General features: G+C 43.0%; 24 protein-coding genes. 12 read left to right on the top strand and 12 right to left on the bottom strand.

Annotated elements, in window-relative coordinates; all coding sequences use genetic code 11:
• The first annotated feature begins 2 nt into the window (after positions 1–2).
• From KRX19_09660 to KRX19_09640, 5 genes are all read left to right on the top strand, one after another.
• Complete coding sequence (locus KRX19_09660) at positions 3–482, top strand: DUF494 domain-containing protein (protein ID MBV7435289.1); 480 nt, start codon at positions 3–5, stop codon at positions 480–482.
• Positions 483–551: 69 nt separating this feature from the next.
• Positions 552–2,954, top strand: a complete 2,403-nt coding sequence (gene topA / locus KRX19_09655; protein MBV7435288.1) for a type I DNA topoisomerase — start codon at positions 552–554, stop codon at positions 2,952–2,954.
• A gap of 6 nt (positions 2,955–2,960) precedes the next feature.
• Complete coding sequence (locus KRX19_09650) at positions 2,961–3,404, top strand: MarR family transcriptional regulator (protein MBV7435287.1); 444 nt, start codon at positions 2,961–2,963, stop codon at positions 3,402–3,404.
• Entirely contained in the window at positions 3,397–3,798 is a 402-nt protein-coding gene (locus tag KRX19_09645) for a VanZ family protein (protein MBV7435286.1), read from the top strand. The genes KRX19_09650 and KRX19_09645 overlap by 8 nt, the downstream gene beginning before the upstream one ends.
• Positions 3,795–4,463, top strand: coding sequence for a hypothetical protein (locus tag KRX19_09640; protein ID MBV7435285.1), 669 nt, complete (start codon positions 3,795–3,797; stop codon positions 4,461–4,463). Before KRX19_09645 ends, KRX19_09640 begins: the two co-directional genes overlap by 4 nt.
• Positions 4,464–4,535: 72 nt before the next feature.
• On the opposite strand, the gene KRX19_09635 is transcribed toward KRX19_09640, so the two are convergent.
• From KRX19_09635 to KRX19_09600, 8 genes are all read right to left on the bottom strand, one after another.
• A complete protein-coding gene (locus KRX19_09635) occupies positions 4,536–5,855 on the bottom strand; it encodes an aminopeptidase P N-terminal domain-containing protein (GenBank protein MBV7435284.1) in 1,320 nt (439 codons plus the stop codon).
• A gap of 73 nt (positions 5,856–5,928) precedes the next feature.
• Positions 5,929–7,215: a sodium:proton antiporter gene (locus KRX19_09630; protein ID MBV7435283.1), complete on the bottom strand. Its 1,287-nt coding sequence runs from the start codon at positions 7,213–7,215 to the stop codon at positions 5,929–5,931.
• Positions 7,216–7,345: 130 nt separating this feature from the next.
• Positions 7,346–7,717: an HINT domain-containing protein gene (locus tag KRX19_09625; protein ID MBV7435282.1), complete on the bottom strand. Its 372-nt coding sequence runs from the start codon at positions 7,715–7,717 to the stop codon at positions 7,346–7,348.
• A gap of 102 nt (positions 7,718–7,819) precedes the next feature.
• Entirely contained in the window at positions 7,820–8,233 is a 414-nt protein-coding gene (locus tag KRX19_09620) for an immunity protein 39 (protein ID MBV7435281.1), read from the bottom strand.
• Entirely contained in the window at positions 8,230–8,445 is a 216-nt protein-coding gene (locus KRX19_09615; protein MBV7435280.1) for a hypothetical protein, read from the bottom strand. Before KRX19_09615 ends, KRX19_09620 begins: the two co-directional genes overlap by 4 nt.
• 327 nt (positions 8,446–8,772) lie before the next feature.
• Positions 8,773–10,293, bottom strand: coding sequence for a hypothetical protein (locus KRX19_09610; protein MBV7435279.1), 1,521 nt, complete (start codon positions 10,291–10,293; stop codon positions 8,773–8,775).
• 819 nt (positions 10,294–11,112) lie between these two features.
• Positions 11,113–11,556: a DUF29 domain-containing protein gene (locus tag KRX19_09605; protein MBV7435278.1), complete on the bottom strand. Its 444-nt coding sequence runs from the start codon at positions 11,554–11,556 to the stop codon at positions 11,113–11,115.
• Positions 11,557–12,125: 569 nt separating this feature from the next.
• Positions 12,126–12,377 (bottom strand): HigA family addiction module antidote protein, encoded by a 252-nt coding sequence (locus KRX19_09600; protein MBV7435277.1) that lies wholly within the window; start codon positions 12,375–12,377, stop codon positions 12,126–12,128.
• A 517-nt stretch (positions 12,378–12,894) separates the two neighbouring features.
• Between KRX19_09600 and KRX19_09595 the strand changes: the two genes are divergently transcribed.
• Together KRX19_09595 and KRX19_09590 are read left to right on the top strand one after the other, a co-directional pair.
• A protein-coding gene (locus tag KRX19_09595; protein ID MBV7435276.1) for an IS5 family transposase occupies positions 12,895–13,649 on the top strand; the annotation gives its coding sequence in 2 pieces (ribosomal slippage) (positions 12,895–13,215 and positions 13,218–13,649; 753 coding nt in all).
• 162 nt (positions 13,650–13,811) lie between these two features.
• A complete protein-coding gene (locus tag KRX19_09590; GenBank protein MBV7435275.1) occupies positions 13,812–14,945 on the top strand; it encodes a hypothetical protein in 1,134 nt (377 codons plus the stop codon).
• Positions 14,946–15,314: 369 nt separating this feature from the next.
• On the opposite strand, the gene KRX19_09585 is transcribed toward KRX19_09590, so the two are convergent.
• Entirely contained in the window at positions 15,315–15,587 is a 273-nt protein-coding gene (locus KRX19_09585) for a type II toxin-antitoxin system HicB family antitoxin (protein ID MBV7435274.1), read from the bottom strand.
• Positions 15,588–15,715: 128 nt separating this feature from the next.
• On the bottom strand, positions 15,716–15,934 hold the full coding sequence (locus tag KRX19_09580; GenBank protein MBV7435273.1) for a helix-turn-helix transcriptional regulator: 219 nt from the start codon (positions 15,932–15,934) through the stop codon (positions 15,716–15,718).
• A gap of 125 nt (positions 15,935–16,059) precedes the next feature.
• On the opposite strand from KRX19_09580, the gene KRX19_09575 reads away from it, so the two are divergent.
• The 5 genes from KRX19_09575 to KRX19_09555 all read left to right on the top strand — a co-directional run bounded on the left by KRX19_09575 (position 16,060) and on the right by KRX19_09555 (position 19,427).
• Positions 16,060–16,272: a hypothetical protein gene (locus KRX19_09575; GenBank protein ID MBV7435272.1), complete on the top strand. Its 213-nt coding sequence runs from the start codon at positions 16,060–16,062 to the stop codon at positions 16,270–16,272.
• 17 nt (positions 16,273–16,289) lie between these two features.
• Positions 16,290–17,519, top strand: a complete 1,230-nt coding sequence (locus KRX19_09570) for a site-specific integrase (protein MBV7435271.1) — start codon at positions 16,290–16,292, stop codon at positions 17,517–17,519.
• The gene (locus KRX19_09565; protein ID MBV7435270.1) at positions 17,516–18,157 is read left to right on the top strand and encodes a tyrosine-type recombinase/integrase; all 642 of its coding nucleotides are present in this window, start codon (positions 17,516–17,518) and stop codon (positions 18,155–18,157) included. Before KRX19_09570 ends, KRX19_09565 begins: the two co-directional genes overlap by 4 nt.
• A complete protein-coding gene (locus KRX19_09560) occupies positions 18,154–18,726 on the top strand; it encodes a hypothetical protein (GenBank protein ID MBV7435269.1) in 573 nt (190 codons plus the stop codon). Before KRX19_09565 ends, KRX19_09560 begins: the two co-directional genes overlap by 4 nt.
• Before the next feature lie 146 nt (positions 18,727–18,872).
• A complete protein-coding gene (locus KRX19_09555) occupies positions 18,873–19,427 on the top strand; it encodes a site-specific integrase (GenBank protein MBV7435268.1) in 555 nt (184 codons plus the stop codon).
• 17 nt (positions 19,428–19,444) lie between these two features.
• Here KRX19_09555 and KRX19_09550 read toward each other — a convergent pair whose 3' ends face one another.
• Entirely contained in the window at positions 19,445–19,711 is a 267-nt protein-coding gene (locus KRX19_09550; protein MBV7435267.1) for an XRE family transcriptional regulator, read from the bottom strand.
• Between the two features lie 118 nt (positions 19,712–19,829).
• Positions 19,830–20,186: a helix-turn-helix domain-containing protein gene (locus KRX19_09545; GenBank protein ID MBV7435266.1), complete on the bottom strand. Its 357-nt coding sequence runs from the start codon at positions 20,184–20,186 to the stop codon at positions 19,830–19,832.
• Positions 20,187–20,328 lie beyond the last annotated feature (142 nt).

Raw genomic sequence — 20,328 nt, 5'->3', positions numbered from 1 at the left:
AAATGCGTGAATCCGTGATCGATGTGTTGTTTTATCTATTCGATGATTTACTTGATGAAGATGCTTCACCTCAGACAGACATGAAAGAAATGGCGGATCAGCTCAGCGAAGCAGGCTTTGCAAATGAAGACGTCGGGCGAGCTATGACGTGGTTTATGGAGTTGTCAGAACTAAAGCAGTTCCAGCCACCGCAAGTTAGCCATCCACCATTGGTACGTATTTTTGATGAGCGTGAAGCTCATTTCATAGGTATTGAAGGGCAGGATTATCTACTTGGGTTATTGCGCCGTGGAATTTTGAGCAATGCTTTGCTAGAAAAAGTTATTGATCGCGCGCTGGCACTAGAAGAGCCGCTTGATGAACATACATTGCGCTGGGTAACGGCCATGGTTGTATTGAATGTGTATGGGCGGGTTGAAGACATGCGCGCATTGGGGTTGGAAGATCCAGCATATACTGGTCAAATAGAAGTTATTCAGTAGAGCCGGTTTAGGACAGGTAATTACAACAAAAAGGAGCCGCTGCGAAGCACGGTAAAGTGGAAAGATAAGATGAGTAAATCATTGCTGATTGTCGAATCGCCTGCCAAGGCCAAGACACTGAACAAATATCTCGGGAAAGATTTCGAAGTGCTGGCTTCGTATGGGCATGTACGCGATCTGATTCCTAAAAATGGTGCCGTCGAGCCCGACAATGATTTTGCCATGAATTACGAAGTCATTGATCGTAATTCAAAACACGTCAATGCGATTGCCAAAGCGCTGAAAAAGGCCGATACCCTGTATCTCGCGACTGACCCCGATCGTGAGGGTGAAGCGATATCGTGGCATTTGTATCAGCTACTCAAAGATCGTGGTGAGCTGGATGATAAAGAAGTCTATCGCGTCGTTTTCCATGAAATAACCAAGCGTGCAATTCAGTCTGCGGTAGATAATCCGCGCGGTATTGCCATGGATTTGGTCAACGCCCAGCAAGCACGCCGCGCGCTGGATTACTTGGTTGGCTTCAATCTTTCACCATTGCTGTGGCGTAAAGTACAGCCCGGGCTTTCAGCTGGGCGCGTACAATCTCCTGCACTGCGCATGATCGTTGAGCGCGAGCGGGAAATTGAAGCATTTAAGAGCGAAGAATACTGGAAAATCATTGCTCAGAATAAGCATAAAGGGAATGCTTTTTCGGCCAACTTATCCGTTTATGCCGGTGAGAAGGTCAAGCAATTTACTTTTAATAACGAAACTGACAGCCATAATGCGATCGACAAGCTCAAGCAGCTTAGCGGCGGGCAGTTATCTGTTGCGGAAGTGGTCGCGAAAGACCGCAAGCGCAATCCGGCTGCGCCGTTTATTACCTCAACTTTGCAGCAGGAAGCCGCGCGTAAGCTGCGTTATTCTGCGCAGCGCACCATGCGCCTCGCACAGCGTCTCTATGAGCAAGGTTATATCAGCTACATGCGTACGGATTCGGTCAACTTGGCGCAAGAAGCAGTCGATGAACTACGTAGCTTGATTGGTGAGCAGTATGGTAAAGAATACTTACCGAAGACGCCCCCTTCATATACGACCAAATCAAAAAATGCTCAGGAAGCGCACGAAGCAATCAGGCCAACTGATTGCCGTGTTACCACTGAGCAACTGTCGGATATGGGCGCGGATGAATGCAAGCTCTACGATTTGATCCGCAAGCGTACCTTGGCTTCACAAATGGCCTCGGCCGTACTTGAGCAAGTCAGTGTCGAGCTTTATGCCGGTAGCGAGGAATATCAATTCCATGCTACAGGTTCGACCATTAAATTCCCTGGTTTTATGAGTGTTTATCTGGAAGATAAAGATGATGAAACTGAAGAAGAAAGTGGGATTTTGCCGAAGATGGTCGAAGGGGAAAAAGTCGATCTTGAAGATATCATCGGTACGCAGCATTTTACCCAGCCACCGCCACGCTATTCTGAAGCCAGCTTGATCAAAGCGTTGGAAGAAAAAGGCATCGGCCGACCATCTACCTATGCAAGCATCATTACCACGTTGGTTAATCGTGAGTATATTGAGCTTGAAAGCCGCCGCTTCACGCCAACAACCATTGGCAAAATCGTTAATGACTTTTTGACCAATCACTTCGAGCAATATGTCGATTACGACTTCACTGCGCGAATGGAAGATGATCTTGATGCCGTATCACGAGGTGAGCGTGAGTGGAAGCCGCTGTTGGGTGATTTCTGGGGAGGATTCCATCATCAGCTGGAAGAGAAAAAAGATATTTCTCGTGAAGAAGTCATGCAAGCACGAGAGCTGGGTATTGATAAAAAGACAGGTAAGCCGATTAGCGTACGCTTTGGTCGCTACGGGCCTTTTGTACAGCTCGGCACCAAAGAAGATGAGGAAAAGCCAAAATTTGCCAGTATCCCGGATGAGTGGAATTTTGAGCAAATTACCTTGGAAGATGCTTTGGAATTGTTCAAATTGCCGAGGAAATTGGGGGTTACTGAAGAAGATGAAGAAATCGTAATAAACATTGGTCGTTATGGTCCGTATGTGCGTTTTGGACGCAAGTATGTATCATTGCCAAAAGAGGAAGATCCGCTAACTGTCTCACGTGAGCGAGCATTAGAGCTGATTGCTGAAAAGAAGGAATTGGACCGACAAAAATATATCAAAGAGATAAAAAATGGGGATGAGACTTTACAAGTACTAAATGGTCGCTTTGGACCTTATGTAACTAATGGTAGTATTAACGCATCTATCCCAAAAAAGATAGAACCTGCGGATTTAACGCTTGAAGAAAGTTTGGAATTATTGGAGAAGGCCAAGGAACGAAAAGCAAAGCGTGGAGGAAAAGGTAAAACAGCAGCGGCAAAAAAAACCACAGCTGCGAAGCCTAAGACCAAAACAACGAAACGAACAAAAGCTGCTACTTCGAAAAAGGCCGTAAAGAAAACAAAATCATCTGCCGAAAAGGGTTAATTTACGATGAAAGAACAAAATTTGGACGATTTGCGACACGGGTTTGGGTTTTTGATGCACGACATCACCCGACTTATGAATCGCTACTATGACCGACGTGTACGTGTCTTTGGTATCACGCGTACACAATGGACGCTACTGACTTATTTGTCACGCTATGAAGGCGTTAGCCAGACGAAACTTGCGGAGTATATGGACTTAGCGCCAATGACGCTGACGCGCCAGATCGACAAGCTTGAGCGTGATGGCTTGCTTGATCGTCGCCAAGATCCACAGGATCGCCGCACGAATTTGATCTATCTCACTGAAAAGAGCCAGCCACTGATGGATCACATGCATGAAATTGCTGTGGAAGCCAAAGAAGCGGCATTAAAGCACTTCGATGAGGAAGAGCGCGAAAGATTACGCGAATATCTGGTACGCATGCGCGAAAACATGGCCAGTGCATAAGGTATTTTGCGCTAAAATAGCTGAAAGCCTGCGTTCGTCGCAGGCTTTTTTGGTTATATATACCGTACCAATCGTTCATGGATGGTTAGTGTTGGTACTGATATTGTGTGTTTTACCGACGCCTGTATCGGTGCAGCCAAATATAGCGCATATTGATAAGCTAGTTCATGGCTTTATGTATGCATTACCAGCTTGCTTACTTAGTGTAGCGGCTCGGATCAATTGGAAGTGGATTGCTTATCTTGTCGCTTTTGGCATTGCCGTTGAATTAATTCAATCGTGCTTGAGCTATCGTAGCGGAGATATCTATGACGGATGCGCTAATACATTGGGCGTTTTGCTTGGTTGGTGGCTGGGTCGGGTTATGAGAAATAAACTAAGGAATGGTCGATGAGTACAGTACGGAAAGTCGTCATTATTCACGGGTTCTTTATGAAAGCGCCAATCATGTGGCCATTGCAGCGGCGCTTGGAAGAGCAGGGATTTACTTGCCTCAGCATTAGTTATGCGACTTACCAGCGGACATTGGCCGAGAATGTGCGCCGCGCATTGCCCAAAATACAGGCATTTGCTGCGGGTGAACCTGTGCACTTTATTGGCCATAGCCTCGGTGGGTTTTTTATTCGCCATTTGCGCAGCATCTGGCCGGAAGGATTTGTGGACAGCCGTGTGATTACCCTCGGTACACCACATCAAGGTTGCTCAATAGCTGATTATTTGGTTAGGCGCGGTTGGGAAAAACCGGTACTTAACCGTGCGTATCACGAAGGGTTAGATGGTGCTCCGCCGCCGTGGTCTATAGAAATACCTTTGCTCAGTATTGCAGGGAGTAATGGCTTGGGTCTGGGGATTGTTCGGGTGATCTTTGGCGCACAGGTAGCAGACGTGATTAATGATGGTGTGGTGGGGTATGGTGAGACTTTGTTGCCTGAGGCTAGAGCGTCGTTGTTGGTCTATGAAACACATATGACCATGCTATTCTCAAAATCTTTGATTAAGCCGATAGTCAATTGGCTGAATGCTAGAGAGTTGCCGGCTTCAAATGATGGGTCTGCCTAGTAACTGGCTATTCATAAGATTATCCCGGCTGATGTGCCAGGATAATAGTAATATCAAGATCGTTAAAGCCAGTTAGCGCCGATCACGCATGATGGCTTCGATCTCGCTGACGGTTTTTGGGATGTCCGCTGTGGTGACTTCTGCTTGACCATCCGTAATGATGACATCGTCTTCAATGCGGATACCAATACCGCGCCAGCGCTCATCAACGCTGGTGTCATCAGCCTGAATGTAAAGGCCTGGCTCGACGGTAATTGCAACGCCCGGCTCGTAAATTCGCGACTGACCATCCGGCATATATACGCCAACATCATGTACATCGAGCCCGATCCAGTGCCCGGTGCCGTGCATGTAAAATTGCTTAAAGCGGTCTTCTTCCAGCCAGTAATCCAGTGAACCTTTGATGATGCCTTCATCGATCATGCCTTGCATGAGAATGCGCTTGGTTTGCTCGTGCAATTCCAGATGGCGAATGCCGGCACGTGCATGTTCGATCCCAGCAGTTTCTGCAGCGAGTACCACTTCGTACAGTGCTTGCTGATCACGGCTGAATTTGCCGTTAATTGGGTATGTACGGCTGATGTCACCAGCATAACCGCCATATTCTGCGCCAGCATCAATCATCATTAAGTCGCCATCGCGCAATTTTGCATTATTGGCGTGATAGTGCAGGCAGCAGGCATTTTCTGCACTTGCGACTATGCTGCCATAAGCCCAATGGCAATTGTGGCGGCGGAATTCTGCTTCCAGTACGGCTTGGACTTCATACTCATACATGCCCGGATAAGTTGCGATCATTGCCGCGCGGTGGCCATCAGCTGAAATCTTGCCGGCACGGTGCATTAGCTCGATTTCTTCGCTACTTTTGTGCATACGCATTTCATCTGCGACGCGGCGCAAATCTTGAATGCCGTCAATTGGCGCACCACCACGGCCAGTGCGCTGATGAACGTCGCGCAGGAGCTTGGTAATGCGGCCATCATTATGTGCATTGACGCCCAAGATCGTATAAATACTACCGGCATCAGCAAGCATTTCGGCGAGCTTGCCTTGTTCTGCAATTGGTAAGGCCTCGTCAGCGCCATAATTGGCTATAGCGCCATCTTGACCAATGATTTTACCTTCCCAAATCTCTTTTTCCGGATTGCGCGGCGCATTGAACAGTGTGTAGTGTGGTTTCCCGTTTTTCTTGCGTAATACCGCAATTGATTCACCCTCAGGGAAGCCAGTGTAGTACCAAAAGTAGCTATCTTGGCGTAGTGGATAATGAACGTCACCATTGCGGTGTGCTGCGTGCGCTGAATATAAAACGACTACGGCATGATCTGGCAGCTTATCCAGTAAAGCTGCTCTGCGTTTGGAAAAGATATCTTGAGAAAGTACTTCGTGCATAACGTGCTCCATAGAAAATAGGCCCTGATGCTATCAGATCAAGGCTGAGGTTTAAACGAAGTAGCCATTTCTTCTACTGTTCGGGCGGTATTTCTTCGTTTAGGCGAGGGTCGCGATATTCGTTACCATGGGTTTTACGCGAGCCGGCCAATCTACCAACCGTCGTACCCTGAATGAGAATAGAAAAGACGACTACTGCATAAGTCATCAGCAGAATATACTCTTTATATTCGCCATTTGGTAGCGTTAGGGCCATCGCAATCGAGAGCCCGCCACGCAAACCGCCCCAAGTAAGAATCAGAATTGAGCGTGGCGAAAAGTAAAACCACTTCTGCATGATACTGACAGGGATTGCCACACTGACCCAGCGGCCAAAGAGCACAATAATAATGGCGAAAATACCAAGCACAATCCGGTGCGCATCAAATTGAACCAATAGCAAAACGATGCCAACCATGACGAACAGCACTGTATTCAGCACTTCATCAATCACTTCCCAAAAAGTGTACATCGAGCTGCGGCTCTTTTCCGTCATGTTTTTATAGCAGAGGTGGCCAAACACCAAGCCAACCATCACTGAAGTAATCGCTGGCGATACGCCTATCCATTCGGCAAACTGGAAGGAGCCAAAAACAAGCGCCAAGCTGAGCAAAATCTCGATATGGTAATCGGAAACTGAGCCCATCATCTTGAACACAAGATAGCTGCTTACGGCGCCGAGGATTAAAGCACCGCCGACGTTCTGTAAAAAGAACAGCGATACTTCCAAAGCACCCATATTTTCAGCATTGACCGCTAGCGAAACGAAGAAAGTAAATACAACCAGGCCAATACCATCGTTGAATAGCGATTCGCCGCATACATCCATATCCAACCCTTTTGATACGCCGATGGAGCGCAAAATGGCGAGTACGGCGATAGGATCAGTAGGTGAAATCAAAGCTGCGAAAGTAAAGCAGTACATCAACGGCAAGTTGATACTACTCAGAAAATGTAAGGCGTAGTAGATCAAGTAACCAACGATAAACGTTGAAATCAATACGCCACAAGTTGCCATTACTGCAATGGGAATAAGCCGTGGTCGTAAATCATCGGATCTAATGTGAATAGCGCCGGCAAAGAGTAAGGCACCAAGCATACCTTGAATCAATGTTTCACTAAAATGAAACTGAGTGATCATTTTGGTCAGCACGTCATCGTGGATGAGGCCAAAAAATTTTGCAACCAAAATCAGTAATGAAGCAATCAAGGCGATAAGCATCACGCCGATGGTTCGATGTAATTTGATGAAGCGGTCGTTGATAACTGCAAAAATCGCTGTAATCACAAGGACGATGGCAATAATGTTAAAAGCAGACATTAAGTTACCTGTAAAGCTGGGCACAGAAAGAGCAGGCATTATACACGTCGCTTTGAAATGCCTATTAAAAATCCTGATGAAAAGATTTATATTAATCGTTTGTCGCTGCACAAAACAGTGTGTAACCGCATTATCTACTGGGGCTTGTTTGGCTTGAGCTGCTTGGTAGTTTTGATGGCTTTCGCTTTCGCCAGCCTATACCGTCAATCCAGAACGGGTGTTCTTCGGTAGTGTTAAAGGTCTCTTCCAAACCATTGTCATGGCGTACATTGACTGCATAGATAGGAACATCCGGGGTGACTTTTGTGGCGATAACAGGGCGATAGTCATACTTGTCGCCAAATTCCTCTCTTGACCAGATTAACTCCCCAAGATTGATTTGCTCAACTGGCTTGAGACCATTGGCTGTTTCGATCAGTGTTCCGGCAACAAAGCAGGAATCACCACTATAAACTACTTGCTTGTTTATTAGATGGTGATTTTTTATTTTATCTGCATTGATCGTATGGTAGTGTCCATAAGGCTTTACACCTTATCTTTGGGTGGGCTAAAACAATAAAACCTTTAGGTATCGGACATTTATACCTTATCCATAGCCACCAGCCTAGCTATCCAATTCCAAGTGCTGGAAGTGCTGATGGATAAAAGTAGGATCTTTGTCATACTCCTCGCATATCCAAAGCATGGTTTTATATATCGGCCGCTCCAAAAAATGGGTAAATTCATCAACGCTCATTTCCCGCATATGCTCACAGTTGACCTCTATCCTTAAATTAATACATTCATAATCTTTACTTATATTAACGAACTCAGGAGCTTCATCGTCTTTTAGACCGAGAAGAATGCTTAGACCAATCCAAACGAAAGGCAACCCTTCAAAAAAATCATGCTCAATTAATTTTTTTTCTAATGACTCACAAATAATTTTAGAAATTTTAATGCTATCTTTTCTAATCCTTAATTTAGTTAGTGAAATTCCACTTATTACAAATTTTTTGTTATGGTTTAATTTACTCATTTCTTTTTACCTCTCAAATGTTCAAGGTTACCGGGTAGTTTGTCATCACCAAATAAACGACGATAACGGTCACGGATTGCATCCTGATAGGAAACTCCTTCTCTTTTATTTGGAAAATTTTTCCGTATTTCTGACCAAAAAAATTCACCCGTTTGCTCACGCAAGGCCTGAGCCTGCGCTTCGCCGCGAATGGACTGGCCATACTGATTCATGCCTTGTGTACTTTCGCCAATCTTGTAAATGCCGTCCTCACCGCGGATTGCATAAACATGCGTTTCTCCCTGATATGCTAACGAGTTTCCATGGGGTTGGTCACTATTTCCCTTTTGTCCTGTAGGCTTGCTAACACGGTAGTTTTGTATTCCATCTGCATTAACCGTAAGGTAGTTACCATAAGGTCGACCTTGAGCATTAATACGTTGGAAAATAAAGTCGCCAGTTACGGTGTCTTTAACACCGGTATTGATGAGCTTTCCTCCCCTGGTGCCTATAAACGTTCCATCTTCAGGATTAAATTTATACTCTCCAAGACGACCATCTCAGCCTCTGTTTATGGCTTCCTTGAAGGTATTTTTGGCTTCTTGGGTACCTTGTCTGATACCTTTTGTAATAACGGTTTTATTCTTACCTAAGTTACCAGTCATGGCAACAGTTGCATCAATGGCTGCGAGTGCTTCAAATCCACTCAGTAAATTGCCTGCACTTTGATAGTGTTTGCGCTCCTTGGACGTTAAATCTGATTCAGTGGCGCTATAAATACCTGCATAGCTATTATCCAAAAAGGTACTGATACTCTGTAAGCTCACTCTTTGTCGATTTTGTTCATCACTGACTTCAGCCCGTCTAATACCGCTAATTTTGTATCCGAGATCACCAATCAATGGAACCGAAATATCACTTTCTTTTTCCCAACCATGTTCTTTCTCTGCACGCTTACGATTATCAGTCAATTCATCGACGATTTTGGTTCTGCCTTCAATGATGTTATTCAAGACGAGTTTTTTCACGGTTTCAGGCTGATTTACCGTATCAGCAAGATGAGAACTACCGGCCTTCCACAATATTTCTTTATTCAGGTGCCCCGCAAACGCTGGGGCATGCGCTTTGATGTTGTCATAGAATGGGTTGTCGCCATAGACATACTCTGTATTCATCGCATAGTCATAGAAATTTGCTTTACCTCTTTCATCAAAGAGTGTTTGTGTCCGTCCGTAGTCGTCCTTAAAAGATTCTCCCGCACCAATAGTTTTCAGGAATGCCTGTGCATCGCGATAATTCTGCTTATCACTAATTAGGTAACTGTATTCTGCGTCTACTTGTGATAGGGCAGCTGATGCCAATTCACTTCTTGCTTCTTCTTCACTGATACCTTGCTTAAGTGCGAAGTCCTTGGCATGAGTATTGATGATGTCTATTTCCACGGGATGCAACTGGCGATTATTTGCGTCAACGTTAGTACCAACCACTGCACCGCCCATATTCCCGCCAAGAGCACCACCGATGGCTGCACTGGCGAAGGTATTGATAACTGAACCACCATGTTTTCCACTAAGGTCATTCAGTACAGGGGCTGCAAGTGATGTCCCGAAACCGGCTGCGGCACCACCAAAATCACCTGTCATTAAACCGCCAACTCCACCTTGGGCAATGCCCCGAGCAATCCCTCCTTCTTTCCATAAGTCGTAGCTTGCTTTGTTCTCAACAAGATAGGTATTTACTTTATTAAGTTCTGCTTGTGCAAGTGCTCGTTTTTCCGGGTCGCTACTATTTGCAACCAAGCTCTCAAGATCGCCTTTTAACTGTAACTTTATTTCGTATTCCTGCGTATTGCCCAAACTGTCTGCCACATCTGCAACAATTTTCGGCGCAATTTTGCCAAACTCTTTGGTTACCGCAATTTGCGTGTCGATGTCCTGCTGGACTTTTTCAGCGTCAAAAGTGTTAAACAGGGCGCCGCTGTTGGCTTTAGCGGTTTCTGTGGTGATGCCGATCTGTGCGGCTTTGGCTGCTTCAGCAGCACTTTGCCCGGTTAGTCGGCGTTGTGCAGCATCATCTGTCACAGTGAGATTAGCGGTGGCTATACCGGCGCGGGTAGTGCTGCTACGGCTGTCGCTGTCTGTACCATAGCCAACTGATTTGCTAAATCCTCCTTGTCCGCCAACGTCACTGATGTGTGCGTTGTCGTTGCTTTCACCTTGGCCAAGGTTTCATGATGTAGCGGCTGTTATGCAAGAAAAGTGGGGGTCATGCTCGATCCATAAGAAATCAGGTTTGGTCACGTTTTGGTCACGGCGTAAAGATGGACGTGACCAAGTGCAGAAAAGTGGTCGTGGGTGATAGGGCGAAGTAGGAGAGATAAGTACTTGTATTTGATTAACAAAAAAGCCGCTTCTTGAAGAAAGCGGCTTTTGAAATTCTGGTAGACACGATTGGACTCGAACCAACGACCCCCACCATGTCAATGTGGTTTTTTGGAATTTCGAAAAACCACCTTAAATGAGCAGTAGATACATTAAAACATATATTCGGCTAATATAAAAGGACTTTTTTGAGATAATTTAACGTCATTCAATGTTGATTGTCATGGTCTCAGTTGAAATTTAGTATCATAGTGATTGTAATTAAATGTAGATTTACATGATATGGTCACGTTTTCACTAGACTACCACTCACATTTTACAGCACAAATTTTCATGACCAACAAACGAAATTATCTCCCCATAAATTTTTGGTTTCCTATGGTCACACTATGGCTATTTTTTGATTGTGTAATGCGTCAGTAAATGCGGCAAGTGTCAGTCAGGAGATTCGATTGAATTCATTGAGAGGCTCATGGGGGGCTTTTAGAGAGTGGTCCTGACGCGTATTGGTTCGAGTCATTAACATGGAAAATTTTCATCTAGAATTTGATTGGCCGTCCAAATTGGTAAATCAGGAAATGTGCCCTTTGCCAAGTTAGTTTCCGCACTTGCCATATTCACAGCATAACCCCATACGTTGTTCATCCACTCCTCATCCTCTAAATGATTTTTTAAACTGGGTGAATCCTCAAGAACAAAACCCAAATGTATTCTTTGCTCCTGTAATGTTTTGCGCCAACTCGTTTCATTTTTTTCTGGTTGAAATTTTGCTTTCAACAAATGAGCAATAAGGACGATCATTATGCCTTTCATTTCCCGTATTTCTTTTCTACCCATCGCCTCGACTTCTTCTATCAAGTTATCTAAATCTAAATTGTCAAAGTTATGGTTTTTTAAATGAAATAATTGAATTGAAAGCCAAGCATAAAAATCTTGATGATAGTCTGCGTTTACATTTTTCATTTTAGCTCCTTACGCTTTGACAAAGGAAACACTGGGCAACCTCACTATAACTTAATTACAACCCGAAATATTCATAGTTGGAATCACTGTTTTTTTAGTCTCGTTTGTTCGGTTTCGTTGCTCCATTTGTCCCTTTTCTAGACATTATTAAATACTGTAATTGGGATGGAGCATAAATAGCGGGCACTGGTCAGCGCCAGTCAAATGGCTAAGAACCAAAGATTTGGAGCGATAAAAGCTAGTGCTCGTGGCTGTAATTTCTGGCTACCACTTGCAGCCAATGAATCCACATCATTTTTCCAATAATGAATCTGTTTACTGAACCAGTAGCTAGTTACGCTCTCGTCTCAGAAAACGGAGTATTGAAATAGTATCAATCCATTTCGTATAGTCATTTGTGCCATGGCTGGTACTGCTGTACCAGTACTGGCCTTATTGTTCCATCAGTGGACCAACAGTGAAAGAGATCGACAGATTTGTCATCACAGTAACAAATAGTGTACTCAGGTGACTGATAGTGTACTGGAGTGACTGAGTTGATACTGGGTTAACATCTACTAGATGTATCATCACATGCGGGTCTGGGCAACATCATATGCTGCTTGGAGTCGTAGCCAGAACTGAGGTGTGGATTGGAAATAATTTGCTATATTTGTGGCTAGCACTAAATCAATGCTTTTCTTACCATCTAATAGGTCATCTAACTCTTCAAGTGATAGGTTAAATACTTTGGCGGCATCTTCTCTACTGATTCCTTTAGGCTCTAGGTAAGCGATTTTCAAACACTTACCAGGGTGAGCAGGATTTTTCATTTTACTCATACACATTTCCTTTAAAGTATCATCGATTTTTTCATATCGCCGGGAAGTAAATATCCCATTTGACACACAGCCATTTCTTAGAATAATCAGACTATTTTTTCTACTCAATAGGTGTCATATAATTTAGTTAATTATGTAACCTCACTTGGCTATAAACTTGCGAATATCGCGGTTTAATTTGTCGTTTTTATTCGAATAGGATATAACAATTTTCAATGACACTGCTTGTTGTAGACTTCTTCGAGTAACACAGGGGGCAACAGTCGTAATAGCTAAAGCAGCACGTTGTGGAATGCATTGAAATCATCAACAAAGAACTCTCAGATCTATGGGTGATTCAGACGAGGGTATTCTTAGTGGGCTATATTTCGTCAGATTCGCCTTCTTGTGCATTGACCATTTTGCGAAAAACAGCCAATGCCTGCATCACTCGCTCTGTAGTGATTCTTTCCTTGCACGCGCTGCAATAGCTGGCTAGGGTCTGTTGACATATGTCTGTTCATGGATAATAGTTCGCATGAGTAGATTGATATTGAGTGATGCCCAATGGGCAAAGATAGAGCCACTATGCGCAGGCAAGGTCTCGGATGTAGGCAGGAGTGCGAAAGATAACAGACTATTTATCGAAGCAGTACTGTGGGTTATCCGTACAGGCAGCCCGTGGCGAGACTTGCCCAAAGAATTTGGTAAATGGAATAGTGTGTTCAAGCGCTATCGCAGATGGGTTGAAGCCGACCGTTTTGCCTGTATTTTTGAAGCATTATGCGGTGAGCCCGGTATGGAATATGCAATGATTGACGGAACCATCGTTAAAGTCCACCGGCTGGGACAAGGCGCAAAAGGGGGGGGGCTTCAAGTCAGGCCATTGGCAAGTCAAAAGAAGGCATGACGACAAAAATCATGGTGTTAGTTGATGGGTTGGGCAATTTGGTTTCTTTCACATTACTGCCAGGGCAGCGTCATGACATTTTGGGCGTTGAGCCATTAATCAAAGATAGAGAATTTGGCAGTTTACTTGCGGACAAAGCATTTGATGCAAACTGGCTGTTGAAAGAACTTGATGAAAGAGGTGCTCAGGCAGTTATACCATCAAGAAGTAGCAGGAAAATACAACGAATCTATGATCGGCATATGTACAAGTGGCGTCACCTGGTCGAAAACTTTTTCTGTAACCTGAAAGAGTACCGCAAGATAGCGATGCGTACAGAAAAGACAGATGCATCTTTTGCGGCAAATATCTATTTGGCAGCGACAATTATGGCACTCCGATAATTGTCAACAGACCCTCTAAATTCATTATATTATGTGGTTTATTATTTAACTTTGAAATATAAACTAAGTTAATGTGGTTTGTAAGTGGTTTATGTGGTTTATAGTTAAGTCAAGCTTGGGACTGTTAGCGAGTAATCAAGTGTCAAAAATGAAGAGAGATTTATGGAAGAATTTGCCTTGTATAATTTTGAATCTGGTTTCCCAGGTAAACAAGAGTTTACAATTGGAAAGTATCGTATCTCTGTCAATGATAAACAATCTAAAAATATCGAAAAATTAAAAAACAATGGTGGGCGGAAGCACAGCATTAATATTGATGGTGAAGCTTATACGAGAAAGATAGATACGAAACCAGGTGAGGTCGTTGAAACTGCAACACTCCATGTACCAAAGGAGGATATTAAATCCTCTACAATATATAGGAAAGGATTGGAAAGAACATCTATTGATGATTTCATATTATTTCTATCTTTTGCTACAGGGAGAAATGTTTTCCTTGAGGGTGATCTTGATGGAGAAAATTCTCTTTGCTATTTCACCCGGATAATAAAAAGAGATTTCTTTTTTTTTAATTCAATAGACTTAGATATTGCATTTCAAAAACTAAAAGATTCTAGCTTAACTAATCAATTCTATAACATTGTGACAGCAGGCCGTACCAACGATCTCCTTGCTCTTTCTTTTTACGTAAATAGCATTATTAATTCTATTTATGATAAATGGTGTAGAAAAAATAAGAAGAGTGTTTATGATAATAGAATGATTGATATGAATGAAGTAAAGGAACAAATAAAGGATAGCACAAAAGACATACTCAGTAAGTTAGGTGCTGAGTATGACTTCATTTCAGAGTTTATCCAAAAAAGAGTAAGAATAGATGACTCGTTGCCAGCAATAGAAAAACTTAAAAGCTTTCTTATTGCACATGATCTATATCCCGAAGATGATGATGAAGATTCCTATAAAAAGCTTCGTTGGGTCACTCTTGTGAGAAACAAAGTTGTACACAATGGAAGTCTTTATACTGATTTTAGAGGATTAGAGTTAGATGATGAGCATAAAGAGGAGATTAACGTAGGCATCACATTTTTACTCTATGATATAGCAAGATACTATTTTGCAAAGGAAATATTTAAAATAGATCAAGAACTTATTTCTATCACACCTCAGGATATTAAACAATTTTTTACCAAAGGATCTTATAGGAATATGAATGTATTTGATGAAAAATATACAGATTTTTTGGTAAGGAGTGAAAAGGAGTGGGGAGAATTGGTAAAAAACGGTCAAGTATGATGTTTGTCTAAATATCCAAAATAATCTCATCATGAAAAACAAGTTAGGGGTGATAGGCATTAGAGACAACTGTGCCAGAACATTAGAAATCCTGCTATGTTCATCAAAGCAGCATAAACGAGATTTAACCCATTTTGGCACAAAAGCAAATACTTTTCACTGCGTACCTATGCAGATTGTTATGGTGTATCAATTGTCAACAGACCCTAGTACACTTGGGATAATAAGGAGTTCACCTTTGTAGGGTTTATTCTTCGTCCATAGTGTCAGGCTGCAGTTCTCCCATTCCGTATACTGGGCATCTCATAAGTACAGCTCCTTGAACGATAAAATAAGTAGGTTTAGGGTTTCGGGTGGCTTCAGATAAATTTATCCCATTTCAATGATCGTCCAGCACAAGGCATCAGAGAAATCAGGAGTTGCCGTCAAGTCTTCGATACTCCTGAGTTTTGTTAGATCGAGTGGAATTCTTTCATTCTTCATACATTCTAGATGCGCAGTAAGTGCACTCTTGCTGTCTTCAATAGCATCTTCGATCGTATCTCCGACTGGGAACACACCTGGTACATCGGGGATAACAACACCATAATTCATGCAATTGTCATCTTTAAATATAACAATTGGTATCTTAATTTTTTTCATTTTTGTGCATTAAAGCCCAATCAGGATCTGTATATAAGTGTCTCTAATTATGGTTTGCTGTTGCGCCATAAAAATTCGCTAGGGACATAAAAAATTTGGTTGTTCAAGTAAATAAGGTCTAGCTCAGTTTACTTAACATTGGGTTCATCAGGAACATATTCAATTAGATCACCAACTGAGATATCAAAATATTGGCATAGTTTTTCCAATACCTCAGCTTCAAAACGTTTTGCTTCATCATTATAGAGGCGTGCAATTGTGCTTCTGTTCAGCCCTGTAGCTTCTGCGACGTCAATTATTTTAAGCCTATTTTCGCCCATGTATCTGTAAAGATTACACTTTACCATATTCTCTCCATAACTTAATGCTATTCTGTATAGCTTAATGTTGCTTAGAATCCCTAAATGGGTCATAATTTACTCACTGGATAGTCAAATGCTACCCAGAGTAACATTTAATTGAGGATTTTATTATGAACGCTACCTACCTGACAACGCAAGAACTCTCTCAACGCATCAAATACGATGTACGCACAATCCGTAATCAATTAAAGGATAGCGTATTAATCGAGGGGGTTCACTATGTTCGACCTTTTGGCGGACGCAAAATTCTTTTCATTTGGGAACAAATCGAGAAGGACATGCGTTCTTACGAAAGTGGCATTAATGCCATTGCACTTCAATAGACCTAAGGAGGTCATTTATGTCTGGAATAAGAGAAAGACACGGAAAGCTGATAGTGGATTTTCGCTATCTCAACAAGCGGTGCCGGGAGACAACAAATCTAGCAGACACTCCGGCAAATCGCAAAAAACTGGCTGCTATTTTGGAAAAAATGGATGCGGAGCTTTTACTGGGCACGTTTAATTACGAGCGCTACTTCCCCAAAAGCCAAAAAATCAAAGAATTTGAGACGATCCGAAATAGGAAAGAAGCAGCAACAAGCAAGACACCGACATTCGCTGCATTTGCTTCCCTGTGGTTCTCTGAGATGGAGATTGAGTGGAAATTTAGTTATCAGGAAAAGATAACTCAGATACTCGATAAATATCTGCTACCAGCTTTTGGGACGCAAGATGTTAGCACAATACAAAGACAGGACCTGTTCGCCTTCCGTACCTCGCTCGCCAAAGTTCGCTACGGTAGTACCAACAAGTCACTGTCAAAGTCACGGATCAATCAGATTATGACTTCACTGGGGATGATACTACGTGAGGCCGCAGAGCGCTACCACTTCGAATGCCCTTACAAGGAGATAAAGTCTCTCGAAGTGGTTCCTGAGGACATTCATCCATTTTCTTTGGACGAAGTTATGCTGCTGATTAATAACGTTCGAAAGGATTACAGAGACTACTTCATCGTACGTTTTTTTACAGGTATGCGTACGGGTGAAATTGACGGTCTCAAAAGGAAGTACGTTGATCTGGATAAACGTCTCATCATGATTCGTGAATCTAAAGTTCGTGGCAAGATGGGGCGAACCAAAACCAAAGGGTCTCGAAGGGACATTGTCATGTCGAATATGGTCCATGCAGCTCTTACTAGACAGATGAAAGCAACGGAAGGAAAGTCGGAGTTTGTCTTTTGTGCGGAAAATGGCTCTCCCCTTGACTATCACAATGTGAACAAGAGAGTTTGGGCTCCACTGTTGCGATCTTTAAGAATGGACTATCGCAGACCTTATCAAACGAGACATACAGCGGCTACCTTATGGCTCGCAGCCGGGGAGAATCCTGAATGGATCGCAAGACAGATGGGGCATGCAACGACCGTCATGCTCTTTACGGTTTACAGTCGATTTGTCCCCAACCTTGTTAGAAAAGATGGTAGCGCACTTGAAGCGCTGATAACCAAGAACCTAACCCAAAACACGAGTACATGGCATGAAGACAGTACTGTAGAAAAATCTGAATTAGAGGAGTTATTTGTATGAAAAATTACAGCAATCAACAGCGCAAGCAGCGTAGATCATCGGCAAAAACCCAAAGTGTTGAACAGCCACTCTCAGCAAATGATGTACTCAAATTGATTAATGCAGTACGACCGGACTTTCGCGATTACTACGTTGTGCGCTTCATGACTGGCATGCGCTCATCAGAAATTCATGGGCTGAAACATGAGCACATTGACCTTGATCGGAACATCATCAGGGTTCGTGAACTTTATACCAATGGCAAGTCAGTTCCAGCTGACAGCTTTTGTAAACGGAACATAGTGATGTCTCAAGTAACACGTGGGGCATTCCTGCGGCAAATAGATATGACCAAGGACAAATCCGAGTTTGTATTTTGTAGTAGCCAAGGTCGTCCTCTTAATCATATCTATGTTTATCGGCACATCTGGTTACCCCTACTAGAGTCTGTAGGTATGCCACATTGCAAATGCTACCAGTCCCGCCGCACAGCCGTAGCGTTATGGGAAAGTGAGGGGAAAGATCGCAAATGGATTCAGGCGCAATTAGGTCTTGAACCCTCCGGCATCGAAATGAAACACGTCTTACCGGCAACAACCACTTTTGAACAACTACTTGCTGACAACTTAACCGAATTACTCTCTGGAGAGAACAAATGATTTACGCCAACCCACAATCAAACAATCTCAAAGTTCCTTTGATTTTGTCTCAACAAGCAATCGATATGGCCCATGACATTATCCGTGAATTCGAAATTGAACCATTGCATACACTGCACTCATATCTCGATGTGGATTCTTACTACGATGACCATAGAGCATTGATGATCTGGGCTGACCATCAACTGGTAAACCGTCAACTAACCCCTGAGCACCTGCGCAAGACATTTATGTGGATGTTGCCGGAGGAATGGTTAAACAGAAAAGAACTTCGTCAACGACTGGTACGACATAACATGAAGGAAGTGGATTATCTTGAACCTCCACTATTTGGCTATACCACCGCCGAGGTCTGTATTTGCAATAATATTCTGAACAATATCGAATACCCTCATTGGGTACGGTTCAATAGCTATCTCAAGGTTGCATATCATTACACGAACAATGATGCCTTGCTGATCTGGATACACAACAAACTGAAGGACAAGCCTTGGGATCGTATCGAAGTGGTTATAGAGGAATTAACCACCGAACTCTGGATGATGATCCCTGAACTAACCGTCAGATAACCTTTCAATTTAACCAATACAACAGCCTCCGTCTATTTGGCGGGGGCTATTTCCTCCGAATTTTCACATCATTCCAATATAGAAAGATCAAGCGGCTAAAGCAGCAAAATTCAGATATTCATCCTTTTTCACTCGATGAAATAGCTTTGTTGCTGGATGCAGCACCGGAATATTATCGTGACTACTATATCGTACGGATTTTTACCGGCATGCGTACAGCCGAGATTGATGGCTTGAAGCGGAAATATGTCGATCTTGATAATGGGCTGATTCATATTCGTGAAACCATCGTCAAAGGCGAAATGGCGCCGCCCAAAAATGACCAATCTTATCGAAGTATTACGATGTCCAGCTTTGTTTATGATGCGATGAAAAGACAATTGGAAGTGACCAAAAACCGTTCTGACTTCGTATTCTGCAATACTCATGGTAACCCGCTGAAGTATCACAACGTCAATAGAAATGTGTGGTATCCATTGCTTGAAAGAGCCGGCTTGGAACGCCGTCGTGCCTATCAAACACGCCATACTGCCGCAACACTATGGCTGGCTTCCGGGGAAAACCCGGAGTGGATTGCCAAGCAGATGGGGCATGTATCCACAAAAATGCTGTTTACGGTATACAGCAATTACGTGCCTAATTTGATAAGGGTTGATGGTAGTGCACTGGAGGAGCTGCTTAATTCATATATGGAAGATTAAGTCTAAACCTGAACAGATTAGGATTTGTCGATATAGTAGATAAATCGTTTATGGATATTATTCAATGTTTCCAACGAGAACAGATAGATTTTTCCATGAAGGAGGTCGCGTATCTGTGATTGCGTGGTACTACCATGTCTAGCAGCTTGTGCTTGTGTCCAGTGATATTGGTTGATAATAGTTTTAATATCCAGCATAAGCTCTGCTCGTTTTTTTAGATCGGCTGCTTCATCTGGTGTATTACTTATAGCATCAAAAACGGAATCAAAACTTTGCATTTTCATCTACGAGCTCCTCTACAGTCGGCAAGAGGAGTAAGTATTATATTAGCTATCCATGGAGCTATCGATTCAATGTATGAGATTATAGACTTCGAATCTTGTAGTCATTGTTTCTCTCGATCTACTTACGTAGTTGTGACTCATACTTTTCGATCCATTCAACTGAGTGCCGCAACTGTTCAACGAGATGCCGTCTTGCATTGGGGCTAACACGATTTAATAGCTCTTGAATCTCTGCCGCCTGATCTTGCAGAAGCGTACTTTGGTCCAGGAAAAAATCCCCGGTTTTACAACCAAACAATTCGGCCAATTCCATCAGGCGCGGAACTGATGCTGCAACCGCACCTCGCTCTAAGCGTGAGATAGATTCATTATTCATCCCTAGAGCTTTGCTAACGTCCTCTTGCGTCATACCTACTTTTAAACGCTGCACGGCTATGCGCTGTCCAATCCTCTGGTTCAGATCATTGGCACTCATTGAAAGACTCTCTCAGTAAAACATGTAGAGTCGCTTATTGAACTTTTTAAATGAACACCTCAATATGTTGTATATCAACATATCATGTAGTATTGTTGGAGCTGCTTTTATACTCAGGAAGAATTCATGAAAAACACACAAA

This window comes from Cardiobacteriaceae bacterium TAE3-ERU3 (assembly GCA_019218315.1).
Lineage (GTDB): Bacteria > Pseudomonadota > Gammaproteobacteria > Cardiobacteriales > Cardiobacteriaceae > JAHUUI01.
The sequence above is the reverse complement of the archived record's forward strand: the minus strand, read 5'-3'. Positions and strand labels throughout refer to the sequence as shown.

Coding starts and splice junctions, on each gene's coding strand:
- KRX19_09660 (MBV7435289.1), top strand. CDS start 3: ATGCGTGAATCCGTGATCGATGTGTTGTTTTATCTATTCGATGATTTA.
- topA (MBV7435288.1), top strand. CDS start 552: ATGAGTAAATCATTGCTGATTGTCGAATCGCCTGCCAAGGCCAAGACA.
- KRX19_09650 (MBV7435287.1), top strand. CDS start 2,961: ATGAAAGAACAAAATTTGGACGATTTGCGACACGGGTTTGGGTTTTTG.
- KRX19_09640 (MBV7435285.1), top strand. CDS start 3,795: ATGAGTACAGTACGGAAAGTCGTCATTATTCACGGGTTCTTTATGAAA.
- KRX19_09635 (MBV7435284.1), bottom strand. CDS start 5,855: ATGCACGAAGTACTTTCTCAAGATATCTTTTCCAAACGCAGAGCAGCT.
- KRX19_09630 (MBV7435283.1), bottom strand. CDS start 7,215: ATGTCTGCTTTTAACATTATTGCCATCGTCCTTGTGATTACAGCGATT.
- KRX19_09620 (MBV7435281.1), bottom strand. CDS start 8,233: ATGAGTAAATTAAACCATAACAAAAAATTTGTAATAAGTGGAATTTCA.
- KRX19_09615 (MBV7435280.1), bottom strand. CDS start 8,445: ATGAATCAGTATGGCCAGTCCATTCGCGGCGAAGCGCAGGCTCAGGCC.
- KRX19_09605 (MBV7435278.1), bottom strand. CDS start 11,556: ATGAAAAATGTAAACGCAGACTATCATCAAGATTTTTATGCTTGGCTT.
- KRX19_09600 (MBV7435277.1), bottom strand. CDS start 12,377: ATGAGTAAAATGAAAAATCCTGCTCACCCTGGTAAGTGTTTGAAAATC.
- KRX19_09590 (MBV7435275.1), top strand. CDS start 13,812: ATGGAAGAATTTGCCTTGTATAATTTTGAATCTGGTTTCCCAGGTAAA.
- KRX19_09585 (MBV7435274.1), bottom strand. CDS start 15,587: ATGAAAAAAATTAAGATACCAATTGTTATATTTAAAGATGACAATTGC.
- KRX19_09580 (MBV7435273.1), bottom strand. CDS start 15,934: ATGGTAAAGTGTAATCTTTACAGATACATGGGCGAAAATAGGCTTAAA.
- KRX19_09575 (MBV7435272.1), top strand. CDS start 16,060: ATGAACGCTACCTACCTGACAACGCAAGAACTCTCTCAACGCATCAAA.
- KRX19_09570 (MBV7435271.1), top strand. CDS start 16,290: ATGTCTGGAATAAGAGAAAGACACGGAAAGCTGATAGTGGATTTTCGC.
- KRX19_09565 (MBV7435270.1), top strand. CDS start 17,516: ATGAAAAATTACAGCAATCAACAGCGCAAGCAGCGTAGATCATCGGCA.
- KRX19_09560 (MBV7435269.1), top strand. CDS start 18,154: ATGATTTACGCCAACCCACAATCAAACAATCTCAAAGTTCCTTTGATT.
- KRX19_09550 (MBV7435267.1), bottom strand. CDS start 19,711: ATGAAAATGCAAAGTTTTGATTCCGTTTTTGATGCTATAAGTAATACA.
- KRX19_09545 (MBV7435266.1), bottom strand. CDS start 20,186: ATGAGTGCCAATGATCTGAACCAGAGGATTGGACAGCGCATAGCCGTG.